Genomic DNA, 14,494 nt, shown 5'->3' on the forward strand with positions numbered 1-14,494 from the left:
ACTTTAGCGCGGACTGTCCGCGCCTGCAAAAACCTTGTCGCCGCCGATCCAGACGCCGTTGACGTCGAGGTTGTCCGACAGAGCGACGATATCGGCAGCCGTGCCACTGGCGAAGCGGCCGAGCCGGTGGGCCTGGCCGACCGCCTGCGCCGGATAGAGCGAGGCCATGCGCAACGCTTCCGACAGGTCCAGCCCGACGATCCTGTGCATGTAGCGGACGGCCGAGATCATATCGAGATCGGCGCCGGCCAGCGTGCCGTCGGCCAGCCGCAGACTGCCATCCTTGCGATAGATGATGCGGCCGTTGAGGGTGAACGACGTCATGTCGGTGCCGATCGTCGCCATGGCGTCGGTGACCAGCACGATCCTGCCCGGCCCCTGCTTGGCGCGCAGCGCGATTGCCATGGTGGCGGGATCGACATGGATGCCGTCGGCAATGATCCCGGCCGACAGACTGCCTATGTCGATGGCCGCACCCGCCAGCCCCGGCTCACGGTTGCCGATCTGGCTCATGGCGTTGAACAGATGTGTGACCACGCTGGCGCCCGCGTCGGCAAAGGCTCTGGCCGTGGCATAGCCGGCATCGGAATGGCCGAGGCTGACGACGATGCCGGCCTTGGCCAAAGCCGCAACACGGGCGGGCTCGACGGATTCGGGCGCGATCGTCGTCAGCAGCACCGGCAGGTTTTTGCGTGCCGCGACCAGCGCCGCTTCATCCGCATCCGTCATCGGCCGGATCAGCGCCGGTTCATGCGCGCCCTTGCGGGCGACGGAGAGATGCGGTCCCTCGAGATGCAGGCCGAGAAACCCCGGCAGTTTTTGCCGTGCCGCCTCGGTGCCGGCGGCAATGGCCGCGGCGGTGATGTCAGGCGTATCTGTGATTAGCGTCGGCAGCAGTGCGGTCGTGCCGAACGGCGCATGCGCCCGGCAGATTGTTGCCAGCGAGGCGACATCGGGATGGTCGTTGAGCATGACGCCGCCGCCGCCATTGACCTGCAGGTCGACAAAACCCGGCACCAGCATGCCGCCCCCGGCGTCGATGCGGGCAACGCCCGACGGAATGGCGCCGACGGGATGAATGCCTTCGACCACATCGCCGTGCACGACAAGGGCGGCCTTATCATGCCAGTCGTCGCCATCGAAAATTCGGGCGCCAGTCAGGGCAAAACGGTCGCTCATACGGTTTCCGTCACCTTGCGCAGATTGCGCGGTACGTCCGGATCGAGGCCGCGATGGCGGGCGAAGGCTTCGACGAAGCCGTAGAAGGAGACGATCAGCGTCAGCGGATCGGTCAAGGGATGACCGGTGGCGACATGCGGCAGCCGCGCCGCGCTCTTGGCTTTGTCCGAGGTTACAAAAACTGCTGCACCCTTGCCGGCAAGGTTGTCGGCAGCCTCTGCCACGGACGGCTCGGAGGCATCGCGGGCGGCGAGCGCCAGCACCGGGAAGCCTGGCCCGACCAGCGCCAGCGGGCCGTGCATGACTTCGGCTGCACTGTAGGCCTCGGCATGCATGCCGCAGGTCTCCTTGAATTTCAGCGCCGCCTCGTCGGCCATCGCTGCCGACGGGCCACGGCCGAGGATGAACAGCGATTGCGGCGTCTCCAATGCGCCGGCCAGCGCCATCCAGTCGCAGGCGATCGCCTTGCTGAAATGCTCGGGCAGGCGGGCAAGGGCGGCCAGCAGTCTGTCGTCGCCGGTGCAATGCGCCATCAGCGCCAGGCCGGCGACCGCCGAATTGACGAATGTCTTGGTCGCCGCGACGCTGCGCTCGGGGCCGGCCAGAATGTCGATGGCAAAATCCGAAGCCCGAGCCAGCGGCGAATCGGCGGTGTTGGTGATGGCGACGGTGAGCGCACCGCCGGCCCGTGCCGTCTCGGCCATGGTGACGATGTCAGGGCTCTTGCCGGATTGCGAGATGGCGAGGCAAGCGGAACCGGCGAGCTTGAGCTTGGCGCCGTAGATCGAGGCGATCGACGGACCGACCGATGCCACGGCCAGGCCGGCGGTCAGTTCGACGGCATATTTCATGAAGGTGGCGGCATGGTCGGACGAACCGCGCGCGACGGTAACGACGAAGCTCGGATCGCGCTCGCGAATGCCGCGTCCGGCCTCGGTCAGCACCGCCGCCGAGCCATCGAGCAGACGCGCGACGGCTTGCGGAATTTCGTCGATCTCGCGCCGCATATGGGTGGTCTTGGGGATCATGGTCGGCCCTCTTCGCTCGGCCCTGTCAGGCGCAGTTCGGCGACGAAATCATAGGCGTCGCCGCGGTAGATGGAGCGGGTGAACTCGATCACCTTGCCGCTCGCGAGATAGGAAATGCGTTCGATGTGCAGGCCGGCAATGCCGGATGGCACTTCGAGCAGACGCGCATCGGCGTCGCCGAGATTGGCGGCGGAAATGCGCTGCACCGCCCGCACCGGCCGGTTGCCGGTCAGTTGCAGCGCCGCATAGAGTGACGAGCCTATCCCGGCCGGATCCGGCAGCACGCTGGCCGACAACGAGGCGCGCTCGATGGCCAGCGGCGTGTCGTTTGCGATGCGCAGGCGCGCCACGCGCGCCACCAGCTCGTTCGAGGACAGGCCGAGCACCATCATCTCGTCGGGCGAGGGCGGGTAGAGGTCGCGGTCGAGCCAGGCTGAACGCACCGCCATGCCGCGCCTTGCCATGTCCTCGGTGAATGAAGTGAGCCTGGACAGCGACTGCTCGACGCGCTCCATGCGCGGCGCCACGAAGGTGCCGGAGCCGTGGCGCTGCACGAGGATGCCGCCCTTGACTAGGTCCTGCACCGCCTTGCGGACGGTGACGCGCGAAATGTCGGCCTTGGTGGCGATGTCGCGCTCGGAAGGCAGCGCATCGCCCGGCCCGATCAGGCCGCGATTGACGGCGTCCTCGATGCTTTTCCTGAGCTGCAGGTAGAGCGGGGCGCCGCTCTGCGACGACTGCCTCAGCGTGGCGAAGATCTGGTCGGCGGCATCGCTCATCGCGTCGCCTCCGCTTTGACGAAGATGCGGGCCGCCATCTGCACGGCGCCGCCCAGGGCATCGTCGAGCGGCGCTTTCAGCAGCGCCTGGTAGCGCTGGGAAAGGCGCGGCCCATAGAGCGGCGCCAGCCCGCCGAGCAGGCAGAGCGGGGCGTCATCAGAGAGGTCGAGCGCGTGGAGCGACGCCTCGACATCGGCAACCGACTTGTCCACGATCCAGTTGGCGACGCTGTCGCCCTTCTCGGCATGCTCGAAAACCTTGGGCGCGAAGCCGCCGAAATCGCCGGGCTTGGCATTGGTGGTGAACTCGACCACGTCTTCGGGATTGTTGCGGAAAATGGCCATCATGCTGTCGGTCAGGGCTGAGCGCGGCCGGACGCCGTCATGGGCGAGCAGCGTCTGCTCCAGCAGGTCGCGGCCGATCCGGGCGCCGCTGCCTTGATCACCGACCTGAAAGCCCCAGCCGCCGATGGCGCGCGACCTGCCGCCCTTGCGCGCCATATAGGCGGTGCCGGTGCCGAGGATGGCCATGGCGCCGTCACCAGAGCCGACTGCCCCTTCGAGCGCGATCTCGGCGTCCGTCTCGACGCGGCTGATGCTGAACGGCAGGATTGCTTCAAGCTGCTGGCGGTAGGTGCCGACATTGGCGCCGGCAAGGCCGAGAATGGCTGGTGTCTGCGGGATCAGGTCCGGATCTTGCCCGGCGGCGATGAAGGCCTGACGAGCAGCCTCGACGATGTGGGTGCGAGCGCCGGTGAGATCGGTGCGGATGTTGGCGGCGCCGCTTTTGGCACGGCCAATGACAACGCCATCGCCTGTCGCAAGGGCTGCCCTGCAGCTGGTGCCGCCGCCGTCGATACCGAGCACGAATTTCACGCGATGTCTCCTCCGGGCGGATAATACCAATAAAATACCAATAGCCAAGGGATTAATTTCCGTTTCAAAAAGATTAAGGCGTATCAGGTTGAAAAACCCGGGAATTTTGCCGGATCAAGGCTTTCCAGTTCGCAATTTCGTTAATGCGTGTGGACAAGTGGTATTTTTTTGGTATTGTTCTTCCATCGGAGGGACAGGGATGGCCGAACCGCGCACCGAAGCGCTTCACAGCAATGCCGAGGGACTGGACATCCAGGCCCCGGACGCCATCCTTTCTTCTTTGGTCAATGCGCAGATCGAGGCCGCCAAGGCTGTGCGCGACGCCATTCCCGCCATCGCCGCCGCAGCCGAAATCATCGCCGGGCGGCTGAACGGCGGCGGCAAGCTCGCCTATGCTGCGGCCGGCAGCTCCGGCCTGATGGCGCTGGCCGACGCGCTGGAGTTGCCCGGCACCTTCGGCATCAAGCGCGAACGCATCGCCATCCTCATCGCCGGTGGCGACGACGCTTTCAAGACCCTGGCCGGCGGACCGGAAGACGACACCGACGAAGCCTCGACGGCAATTGCCGGCGCCGGCATCGGCAAGGGCGACTGCCTGATCACGATTTCGGCCAGCGGCTCGACGCCCTATGCGGTGCAGGCGCTGAAGGATGCGCGCAGCCGGGGCGCGGCAACCATCGCCATTGCCAACAACAAGGACACGCCCCTGCTCAGGCTGGCCGACGTCGCCATCCTGCTCGAGACGCCACCGGAGGTGATTGCCGGCTCGACGCGCATGGGCGCCGGCACTGCCCAGAAGATCGCGCTCAACATGCTGTCGACGCTTACCGCCATTCATCTCGGCCATGTCCATGACGGCTACATGGTCAATCTCACCGCCGACAACATCAAGCTGCGCGACCGCGCGGCTCGCATCGTCGCCGCTATCAGCGGCCGCGACCGGCAAGACGCCGTGCGGCTGCTCGAAGCGAGCGGCGGCGTCGTCAAGACAGCCATTCTGCTCGCCGCCGGCGCTGCCAACGCCGTTGCGGCCGAGAAGATACTGGAAGGGACCGGCCAGAAGCTGCGGCCAGCCCTTTCCGCGATCGAGGGGAACAAGGGCGCGAAGGCCCCTGTTCTCAAAACCGAACCTGAAAAAGGTCAACAGGGAGACTAGCATGACAACGAAATTACTGACGGCACTGCTTCTCGGCACCAGCATTCTCGGCACCGCCGGGTTGGCTCACGCCGATGACGTAACGCTCAATATCGAAAGCTGGCGCGGCGACGACCTTGCCATCTGGAAGGACAAGCTGATCCCGGCTTTTGAGGCCAAGAACCCGGGCATCAAAGTGGTGTTCGCACCGTCGGCGCCGACCGAGTATGACGCCGCACTCGGCGCCAAGCTCGCCGCCGGCTCGGCTGGCGACCTGATCACCTGCCGCCCGTTCGACAAGTCGCTCGAACTGTTCAAGAAGGGCAACCTTGCCGACCTGTCGGCGCTGCCCGGCATGGAAAACTTTTCGCCCGTTGCCAAGGCCGCCTGGCAGACCGACGACGGCAAGGCGAGCTTCTGCGTGCCGATGGCCTCGGTCATTCACGGCTTCATCTACAACAAGGACGCCTTCGACAAGCTCGGCCTCAAGGTGCCGACGACGCGTGACGAGTTCTTCGCCGCGCTCGACAAGATCAAGGCCGACGGCACCTACATCCCGATGGCCATGGGCACCAAGGACCTCTGGGAAGCCGCGACCATGGGCTATCAGAACATCGGTCCGAACTACTGGAAGGGCGAAGAGGGCCGCGCAGCGTTGATCAAGGGCGACCAGAAGCTGACCGACAAGGACTGGGTTGCTCCCTATGAGGAACTGGCCAAGTGGAAGCCTTATCTCGGCGACGGCTTCGAGGCCCAGACCTATCCGGACAGCCAGAACCTGTTCACGCTTGGCCGCGCCGCCATCTACCCGGCGGGATCGTGGGAGATCGGTCTGTTCAACACCCAGGCGCAGTTCAAGATGGGCGCCTTCCCGCCGCCGGTCGAGAAGGCCGGCGACACCTGCTACATCTCCGACCATACCGATATCGGCATGGGCCTGAATGCGGCGTCGAAGAATGCCGACGCGGCCAAGACCTTCCTGTCCTGGGTCGCCTCGCCGGACTTCGCCACCATCTACGCCAACGCACTGCCGGGCTTCTTCAGCCTAAATTCCACCCCGGTGAAGATGGAAGACCCGCTGGCGCAGGAATTCGTCTCCTGGCGCGACAAGTGCAAGTCGACGATCCGCTCGACCTACCAGATCCTGTCGCGCGGCACGCCGAACCTCGAGAACGAAACCTGGGTTGAATCGGCCAACGTGATCAATGGCACCGACACGCCGGAAGCTGCCGCCAAGAAGCTGCAGGACGGCCTCGACAGCTGGTACAAGCCGGGCAAATAAGAGCTCAGACAACAGACAGGGCCCCAAGTGGACGGCCCTGCGTTTTTCGACAGCATCATCGACTGCGAACGACGGCGCCGCCCCTCATCCGCCTGCCGGCACCTTCTCCCCGTATAGTGACGGGAGAAGGATTAGCCGAAACGCAGGCGCCCCCTCTCCCCGTCCTTCACGGGGAGAGGGTAAGGGTGAGGGGGCAGCGCTGCCGTCGAAGGCATTGCTAAACCTGATCGGCGGGGACCGCACTCATGGCCGCACAAACACGACCGAAACGACCGTTCCGCTGGCATATCGGCGTCTTTCTGGCGCCGGCGCTGCTGGTCTATACGGCGATCATGATCCTGCCGCTGGCCGGCACGCTGCAGCTGTCGCTGTTCCGCAATGTCGATCAGCATCAGGTGTTCGTCGGTTTCACTAATTTCCGTACGTTGTTCGGCGACCTCAACTGGTCGGTCGGCTTCTGGAACGCGCTGCGGAACAATACCTGGTTCTTCATCATCCACATGGTGGTGCAGAACCCGATCGGTGTCATGCTGGCGGCATTGCTGTCCAGCCCGAGGCTGAGATTCGCCGCCTTCTATCGCACCGCGATCTTCGTGCCGACCATCCTCTCCTTCGTCATCGTCGGTTTCGCCTGGAAACTGATCCTGTCGCCGTTGTGGGGCGTGGCGCCGCATCTGATGGATCTGGTCGGCCTGAAAAGCCTGTTCACGCCGTGGCTCGGCAAAGAACAATATGCCCTGACCGCGCTCAGCCTGATCTCGGTCTGGCAGTTCGTCGGCATTCCGATGATGCTGATCTATGCGGCGCTGCTGTCGATCCCCGAAGAGGTGATCGAGGCGGCCGAGTGTGACGGCATCACCGGCATGTCGCAGTTCTGGAAGATCAAGCTGCCGCTGATCCTGCCCTCGATCGGCATCATCTCGATCCTGACCTTCGTTGGCAATTTCAACGCCTTCGACCTGATCTACACCGCGCAAGGGGCGCTGGCCGGCCCGAACTATTCGACCGATATTCTGGGCACTTTCCTCTACCGCGCCTTCTTCGGCTTCCAGCTGCAGACCGGCGATCCCAATATGGGTGCGGCGATCGCCACGATGATGTTCCTGATCATCCTCGGCGGCGTCTGCGTCTACCTGTTCCTCGTCCAGACGCGCCTGCGTCGCTACCAGTTTTAGAGGGCAGACATGTTACGGCTAAACACCCCCCTCTGGCCTGCCGGCCATCTCCCCCTCAAGGGGGGAGATTGGATGGCACCATTGGCTTCGCAAATCTCCAGCGTTGGAGAAGAGGCGCCGAGCCTCAAGCTGCCAATCTTCCCCCTTGAGGGGGAGATGTCCGGCAGGACAGAGGGGGGTGCCTTGGTGCCGACCTCAACAGTCATCGCTCGTCAGGAGACCTTCCAATGAGCACCGCCACCCGTTCGCTGCCCCGCACCATCGGCGCCCACGCGATCCTTCTGACCTATACGGCGATCGCGCTGTTTCCGGTGATCCTGGTCATCATGAACTCGTTCAAATCGCGCGCCGGCATCTTCAGCGAGCCGCTGACGCCGCCGACGCCAAAAACCTTCGACCTGATCGGCTACACCACGGTGATCGGCCAGGGCGACTTCATCCATTATTTCCAGAACAGCCTGGTCGTCACCGTCGCCTCGCTGTTCTTCGTGCTTCTGTTCGGCGCGATGGCGGCGTTCGCGCTCTCGGAATACCGCTTCCGCGGCAACACGCTGATGGGGCTTTACCTCGCGCTCGGCATCATGATCCCGATCCGGCTCGGCACCGTCGCCATCCTGCAATTGATGGTGGCGAGCGGGCTGGTCAACACGCTGACGGCGCTGATCCTGGTCTACACCGCGCAGGGGCTGCCGCTGGCCGTCTTCATCCTGTCGGAATTCATGAAGCAGGTGTCCGACGATCTGAAGAATGCCGGCCGCATCGACGGCCTGTCGGAATACACGATCTTCTTCCGGCTGGTGCTGCCGCTGGTGCGGCCGTCGATGGCGACGGTCGCCGTCTTCACCATGATCCCGATCTGGAACGATCTGTGGTTCCCGCTGATCCTGGCGCCGTCGGAAGAGACCAAGACGGTGACGCTCGGCGCGCAGTTGTTCCTCGGCCAGTTCGTCACCAACTGGAACGCCATCCTGGCCGCACTCTCGCTGGCGATCATGCCGGTGCTGACCCTCTACGTCATCTTCTCGCGGCAGCTGATCCGCGGCATCACATCCGGAGCCGTCAAGTGAGCGGAGCCCTACAAATCTCTGCTGGAGCCTTCACCCCACCCGGCGCTGCGCGCCGACCTCCCCATCAAGGGGAGGTAAAAGGTCGTGGCTTCATTCACGACCGCCAAAGGGCGACTTTCGGAGAAGCTTCTTTGGCAGTGAGGGTGTTCGCGCCAACGTCCTACCTCCCCTCGATGGGGAGGTCGGCGCGAAGCGCCGGGTGGGGTGACACCCTCTCAGAAGGAACAACTGGAACATCTGGAGTAGTTAGGTGACCTCTAAATCGCCCCTTCGCGTCGTCGTCGCAGGCCTCGGTAACATGGGGCGTAGCCATGCGCTGGCCTACCACACTAATCCGGGCTTCGAGATCGCGGCCCTGATCAACCGCTCCGACGTGCCGTTACCGGACGGGCTGTCGGGCTATGGCATCAGGCGCTCCTTCGACGACGCGTTGCGCGATGAAAAGCCGGATGTCGCCTGCATCGCCACCTATTCCGACAGCCATGCCGACTATGCGGTGAAGGCATTCGAGGCCGGCTGCCACGTCTTCGTCGAGAAGCCGCTCGCAACGACGGTGGCGGACGCCAAGCGCGTCGTCGCCGCGGCCAAGGCCAATGGCCGAAAATTGGTGATCGGCTACATCCTGCGCCACCACCCGTCCTGGGTCAGGCTGATCGCCGAGGCGCGCAAGCTCGGCGGCCCTTACGTGTTTCGCATGAACCTCAACCAGCAATCGTCAGGCCCGACCTGGCAGACGCACAAGCAGTTGATGCAGACGACGTCGCCGATCGTCGATTGCGGCGTGCACTATCTCGACGTGATGCTGCAGATCACCGACGCCAGGCCGGTCGAGGTGCGCGGCATGGGGCTGCGGCTGACCGAGGAGATCGCGCCGACAATGTACAATTACGGCCATCTCCAGGTGCTGTTCGACGACGGCTCGGTCGGCTGGTACGAGGCGGCTTGGGGCCCGATGATCTCGGAGACAGCGTTCTTCGTGAAGGACGTGATTTCGCCCAATGGCTGCGTGTCGATCGTCATGAAGGAAGGTGTGAAGTCGGACGACATCGACACCCACACCAAGACCTCGACCATCCGCCTGCACAGTGCGGCGACCGGCGCGGACGGCAAGTTCGCCAGGCCGGACGAGATGCTGTCGATGGACGGCGAACCCGGCCACCAGGACCTCTGCGATCTCGAACAGGCCTTCGTGCTGAAGGCGATCCGGGAAGACATTGACCTGACCCGCCACATGGACGACGCGGTGAAATCGCTCGCCGTCTGCCTTGCCGCCGATGAGAGCGTGCGCAGCGGCGCCCCAGTTAAGCTCTAGTAGGGCAAACTCTAGAACAAGGACGAAGCCGTGGGCTCGCTGGTAATCGAGAATGTGAAGAAGGCCTTCGGGCCGGTCGAGGTGCTGAAAGGCATCAACCTCGAAGTGACCGACGGCGAATTCGTCGTCTTCGTCGGCCCATCTGGCTGCGGCAAGTCAACCTTGCTCAGGGTCATCGCCGGGCTGGAGGATTCGACCTCCGGCAGGGTGGTGATCGACGGCGCCGATGTCTCGGCCACGCCCCCGGCAAAACGCGGCATCGCCATGGTGTTCCAGACATACGCGCTCTACCCGCATCTGACGGTGAAGAACAATATGGGCCTCGGCCTCAAGCAGGCCGGCACGCCCGCCCCGGAGATCGAACGCCGCATCGGCGTCGCCTCGTCGATGCTGTCGCTGGAACCGTATCTCGAGCGGCGGCCGGCGGAGCTGTCAGGCGGCCAGCGCCAGCGCGTCGCCATCGGCCGCGCCGTGGTGCGCGAGCCAAAACTGTTCCTCTTCGATGAGCCCTTGTCGAACCTCGACGCAGCGCTTCGCGTCAACACGCGGCTGGAGATCGCGCAGCTGCATCGCCGGCTGAAGGCGACGATGATCTACGTCACCCACGACCAGGTCGAGGCGATGACGCTGGCCGACAAGATCGTCGTGCTCAACGCCGGCCAGATCGAGCAGATCGGCGGCCCGATGGAGCTCTACAATTCGCCGGCAAACGAGTTCGTCGCCGGCTTTATCGGCTCGCCGAAGATGAATTTCATCGACGGCGCCAGATTGGGCGAGACGGCCAAGACGATCGGCGTGCGGCCGGAGCATCTGACCGTGGATCCAAGGTCCGGCGCCTGGAAGGGAACGGTGGTGCATGCCGAACATCTCGGCGCCGACACCAACCTCTATCTCGACTGCGAAAAGGCCGGGCTGATCACGGTCCGCATTTTCGGTGTCTACGACGCCGAGCCAGGTGCGACGCTGTATGCAACGCCGGAGCCGGGTAAGACATACCGGTTTGGGGCGGACGGGAAGACGATCAAGTAATCCTTCGCCGACAGCAACCACGGCGATCACACCGCGCCGAGCAGCACCGCGCCATGGATCGCCGCCTGCCAGCCCAGGGCCGCCCAGCGTATGTCCAGAGGCTCTACAACAAGCGAATGCGGCAGGCTGTCCGCGATGCGCTGCTTGAGCGCCTGGCGGGGATAGGACTTCATGTCGACAATGCCGCCACCGATCAGGATCGTCTGCGGGGAAAACAAAGCGGCTGCCGTTGCGATGGTCACCGCCTGCTGCCAGACGATCTCATCGAGCCATTCGCGCAGCGACGGCGGCTGCCCGGTTGCCGAAAACAGCTCGGCAACCGGGATATCGTAGTCCGCGGCAAGGTCGACAAGCGTTGCCCCTGAGGCGTAGGTCTCGACGCGGTTTGGCGGTCCGCTTTCGTCAGGCCGGTAGATCGGCATATGGCCGATTTCCAGCGCCCAGCCGCCGCCCCTGAAAATGCCGTCCTTGCCGAGATAGGCCGCACCGATGCCGGTGCCGAGATAGACCGCCAGCACTTCCTTTTGCCGCTTCACTGCGCCGGCGACGCTTTCACCGAGCAATTGCAGCACGACGTCGCGTTCGAGCCGCACGGGAACGCGGAGCCGCGATGCCAGTTCCGTACCCAGCCGGATGCCGTTCAGCTCGGGAATGTTGGCCGTGTGCAGCACCGTGTCGAAGTCGCGGTCGATGAACCCAGGCACCGTCGCAACGACCCGTGCAGGTTTGAGCCCGGCATCGCGGCAGGCTGCGGTGACCGCATCGGCCAACCCCGCCACAGGCGCGCCCTTGCGCAGTTGCGCGGTCGGGTAGGTGCGGGCAAAATCCACCGGGATGCCGTGGTCGGCAAAGCCAACCTTGACCGACGTGCCGCCGATCTCGACCACGGCGATCGTGTCGTCCATCGTTTGATGCGTCATGCGAGCGGTTCCAGGAATTCCGAAAGACAGGCGCGGAATTCCAGCCGGTAGGCGGCGCGATCCTGCGATTTGGCTGTGATGGTGCAAAGCCGGGCCGACGGAATGAGTCCGGCCAGCGTCTGTGCGTCGGCCAGGCGATGGACGAGGTCATGGTCATGGCCGATGACAAGAGTCGGCACCGCGATAGCGCGGATGTCCGCCTCGCTCACGCCGGGACCATCGCCGGCGATCGCCGAAAGCAGCCTACCGAACAGAACCGGGTCCGGGCGATTGAAGAAGCCTTGCAGGCTGGCGAGATTGTCCGGCGCCAGCCTGGCCAGTTCGCCGGCAATAGCGCTGTCATCGAACAGACGCCTGGCGTCTTCAGGCGAATGGCGCATCAAGAGATTGCCGACGACGGCATAGGGCTTCATATTTTCCGGAGCCGCCTGGGCTACCCAGGCGGGCCGCGCGAGCACCAGCGCGCGCACGCGGGCCGGCTTATGCACCGCCAGGCGCAGTGCCAGCGCCGCGCCCATCGAAATGCCGCCGACGACGGCCGGACCGATGCCGAGATCGTCGGCCAACGCTTCAATGTCCTCGGCAAACGTCGCGATCGAAAGCCGCTCGACCGGCCCGTAGCCGGATCCACCCTGGCCACGGCATTCGAGCGTCACCCGCCGGGTCACCGGCAGATCGGGAAACACGTCGGCGACCTGCGCGTCGTCGCCGCCTAGGCCGTGCTGAAAGATGAAGGGAGGCCCGGCGCCGACGTCCCGGTAGGCAAGGTCGACGCCATCTCGGCTGAAGGTCTTTTTCACGTGTCGTCGCTCGCTTCCAGCACGGTGCGCAGAAAAGCGCCGACGCCGGGCGCCTCGGCCTCTGTCAGGCCATGTGTGATCAAGGGGCCGTCGAACCCGGCAGCCTTCAGGCGGCCGATGAAATGCGGGAAGTCGACCACGCCCTTTCCGGCTGCGGCAAAACTGCCATCGGCATGGCGGTCCTTGGCATGGGCCATGCCGATCTCGGCGGCCAGCAGATCGATGGCTTCGTCGATGAGGCGATGACGCTCCGCGCTGTCGGCCACTTCGAACAGATTGGCCGGATCGAGCACGATGCGCAGCCGCGTGCTGTTCATTTCGTCCAGCAGGCGGCGTGCGGCCCGGGCGCTGGAGAGGACATTGGCCAGTTCCGGTTCGATGCCAAGCTCGATGTCGAAGCGCTCGGCAATCGCGATCGCCGCTTCCATCTCCGTCCGCAGATCGCTCCATGCCGCCTCGCTTGCATTGTCGGGATGCCAGCGCCACTGATCCTGCGCATCCCTTGTGCCGGTGCACAGCGTAATCAGACGGGTGCCCATATCGGCGCATGACGCGGCCAGTACCTCAAGCCGGGCGAGTCCCTGGATGCGAACCGTGCGATCCGGGTGGATCATGTTGTAGGTTCCCGAAACCGCCGCGATCGAAACGCCGGCCTCGCCGCTCGCCTCAGCGACGGACCGGGCCGCGCCGAGCTCAATGCTGTCCGGCATCGACGGCAGTCCAAGGCACGCCATGTTGAACTGCGCCGCCGTGTAGCCGCCGTCCGCGACCGCGCGCAGCACCGGCAAGGCGCCGGTGGTGGCGAAGGTCTTGGCGAAAATCCCAAGCTGCATCACACGACCCCGTCGACATCGGCCAGACGGACGGCGCGGCCGCCGGCAGCGGCCGAGCGGGCGATGGCCGCCATGCCCCTGACCGAGGCGATGCCGTCCTCGATGCCGGCGCCGATCATCGGCGCGCCATTTAGCACGACATCGGCAAAGCCTTCGAGCTGCCGGCGATAGAAGTGGCCATCCGCGCCAAGCGTCCGGTGCCAACTGCCATCGGCCTCGCGGAAAATGTCGACCTCGCTGCTCTTGTAGTACCAGGGGTTATAGGTCTTCGCGAGAACGCTGCCGTTCTCGCCGTAGATCTGGAACCCTTCGTGCCAGTCCATGCGCACGGCGACCGTCAGGTCGAGATGGCCGATCGTGCCGTCGGCGAAGATGGTGGTGATGAACCAGCAATAGGCGCCATAGCGCTCGGTGAGCCGGGCCTCCACCGCCTCGATCGACCTGTGCAGATGGCGCGCCGTATCAAGGAGATGGCTGCCATGCGCCAGCATGTAGTATTGGCGCAGATCCGCCTTGGGATTGACGGCAGGCTTGCGCGCCTTGGCGCTGGTGATGATCAGCGGTTGCACTGCATCGGTCATCGGGTAGCGGTGGGTGCTGTCGCAGTACCAGCCTTTGAACGCCAGCCGCTCGCCCATTTCGTCGTCGACGAAAGCCTTTGCCGCCTGGATGCCGGGATCGAAGCGCTTCATATGGCCGACCTGAAGCACCTTGCCGCTCTTGTCGAGCGTGGCCCGCAAGCCTTCGACCTCCTCGACCGAAACGCCCAGCGGCTTTTCGCAAAGCACATGCTTGCCGGCATCGAGCGCCAGTTCCGCGGCCTTGACGTGAAAAATGTCCGATGTCGCGATGATGACGGCATCGAGATCGGGATCGGCCAGCATCAGGCCGTAGTCGGCATAGGATTTTTCAGGCTCGTAGGTCGCGGCCATCCTGTCGCGCAGATCGTCGGCGACATCGCAAATGGCATAGAGATCGGCATTGCGTGCCTTGGTGCAGGATTCGAAATGCGCCGCCTGGGCAATCGGACCGCAGCCGAGCACGCCGACACGCAGCCGCTTTTCGTCTTTGCGAGGCATT

General features: G+C 64.6%; 14 protein-coding genes. 6 read left to right on the plus strand and 8 right to left on the minus strand.

Annotated features, from left to right (window positions below; all coding sequences use genetic code 11):
• Window positions 1–3: 3 nt before the first annotated feature.
• The 4 genes from nagA to AC3EMP_RS06525 are packed head-to-tail and all read right to left on the minus strand — an operon-like array spanning window position 4 to window position 3,861.
• Window positions 4–1,179: an N-acetylglucosamine-6-phosphate deacetylase gene (nagA, locus tag AC3EMP_RS06510; protein WP_352710246.1), complete on the minus strand. Its 1,176-nt coding sequence runs from the start codon at window positions 1,177–1,179 to the stop codon at window positions 4–6.
• The gene (locus tag AC3EMP_RS06515; protein ID WP_023694234.1) at window positions 1,176–2,207 is read right to left on the minus strand and encodes an SIS domain-containing protein; all 1,032 of its coding nucleotides are present in this window, start codon (window positions 2,205–2,207) and stop codon (window positions 1,176–1,178) included. The genes nagA and AC3EMP_RS06515 overlap by 4 nt, the downstream gene beginning before the upstream one ends.
• Window positions 2,204–2,986 carry a GntR family transcriptional regulator gene (locus tag AC3EMP_RS06520; RefSeq protein WP_023668847.1) on the minus strand — a complete coding sequence of 261 codons (783 nt, stop codon included), beginning with the start codon at window positions 2,984–2,986 and terminating at the stop codon, window positions 2,204–2,206. Before AC3EMP_RS06520 ends, AC3EMP_RS06515 begins: the two co-directional genes overlap by 4 nt.
• On the minus strand, window positions 2,983–3,861 hold the full coding sequence (locus tag AC3EMP_RS06525) for a glucosamine kinase nucleotide-binding domain-containing protein (protein WP_023819484.1): 879 nt from the start codon (window positions 3,859–3,861) through the stop codon (window positions 2,983–2,985). Before AC3EMP_RS06525 ends, AC3EMP_RS06520 begins: the two co-directional genes overlap by 4 nt.
• Window positions 3,862–4,060: 199 nt before the next feature.
• On the opposite strand from AC3EMP_RS06525, the gene AC3EMP_RS06530 reads away from it, so the two are divergent.
• From AC3EMP_RS06530 to AC3EMP_RS06555, 6 genes are all read left to right on the plus strand, one after another.
• Window positions 4,061–5,017, plus strand: a complete 957-nt coding sequence (locus AC3EMP_RS06530; protein WP_023694233.1) for an N-acetylmuramic acid 6-phosphate etherase — start codon at window positions 4,061–4,063, stop codon at window positions 5,015–5,017.
• Between the two features lies 1 nt (window position 5,018).
• Entirely contained in the window at window positions 5,019–6,278 is a 1,260-nt protein-coding gene (locus AC3EMP_RS06535; RefSeq protein WP_023668844.1) for an ABC transporter substrate-binding protein, read from the plus strand.
• A 245-nt stretch (window positions 6,279–6,523) separates the two neighbouring features.
• Window positions 6,524–7,453, plus strand: a complete 930-nt coding sequence (locus AC3EMP_RS06540) for a carbohydrate ABC transporter permease (RefSeq protein ID WP_352710249.1) — start codon at window positions 6,524–6,526, stop codon at window positions 7,451–7,453.
• Window positions 7,454–7,680: 227 nt separating this feature from the next.
• Entirely contained in the window at window positions 7,681–8,520 is an 840-nt protein-coding gene (locus AC3EMP_RS06545; protein WP_023668842.1) for a carbohydrate ABC transporter permease, read from the plus strand.
• A gap of 250 nt (window positions 8,521–8,770) precedes the next feature.
• On the plus strand, window positions 8,771–9,832 hold the full coding sequence (locus AC3EMP_RS06550) for a Gfo/Idh/MocA family protein (RefSeq protein WP_023755586.1): 1,062 nt from the start codon (window positions 8,771–8,773) through the stop codon (window positions 9,830–9,832).
• A 30-nt stretch (window positions 9,833–9,862) separates the two neighbouring features.
• On the plus strand, window positions 9,863–10,861 hold the full coding sequence (locus tag AC3EMP_RS06555) for an ABC transporter ATP-binding protein (RefSeq protein ID WP_023668840.1): 999 nt from the start codon (window positions 9,863–9,865) through the stop codon (window positions 10,859–10,861).
• A gap of 26 nt (window positions 10,862–10,887) precedes the next feature.
• On the opposite strand, the gene AC3EMP_RS06560 is transcribed toward AC3EMP_RS06555, so the two are convergent.
• The 4 genes from AC3EMP_RS06560 to AC3EMP_RS06575 are packed head-to-tail and all read right to left on the minus strand — an operon-like array spanning window position 10,888 to window position 14,493.
• On the minus strand, window positions 10,888–11,781 hold the full coding sequence (locus AC3EMP_RS06560; RefSeq protein ID WP_023696938.1) for an ROK family protein: 894 nt from the start codon (window positions 11,779–11,781) through the stop codon (window positions 10,888–10,890).
• On the minus strand, window positions 11,778–12,581 hold the full coding sequence (locus tag AC3EMP_RS06565) for an alpha/beta fold hydrolase (RefSeq protein ID WP_027049253.1): 804 nt from the start codon (window positions 12,579–12,581) through the stop codon (window positions 11,778–11,780). The genes AC3EMP_RS06560 and AC3EMP_RS06565 overlap by 4 nt, the downstream gene beginning before the upstream one ends.
• Window positions 12,578–13,414, minus strand: coding sequence for a sugar phosphate isomerase/epimerase family protein (locus AC3EMP_RS06570; protein WP_023696939.1), 837 nt, complete (start codon window positions 13,412–13,414; stop codon window positions 12,578–12,580). Before AC3EMP_RS06570 ends, AC3EMP_RS06565 begins: the two co-directional genes overlap by 4 nt.
• Window positions 13,414–14,493, minus strand: a complete 1,080-nt coding sequence (locus AC3EMP_RS06575) for a Gfo/Idh/MocA family protein (RefSeq protein WP_023822107.1) — start codon at window positions 14,491–14,493, stop codon at window positions 13,414–13,416. The genes AC3EMP_RS06570 and AC3EMP_RS06575 overlap by 1 nt, the downstream gene beginning before the upstream one ends.
• Between the last annotated feature and the right edge of the window lies 1 nt (window position 14,494).

It is taken from the genome of Mesorhizobium sp. P160219, assembly GCF_057786095.1.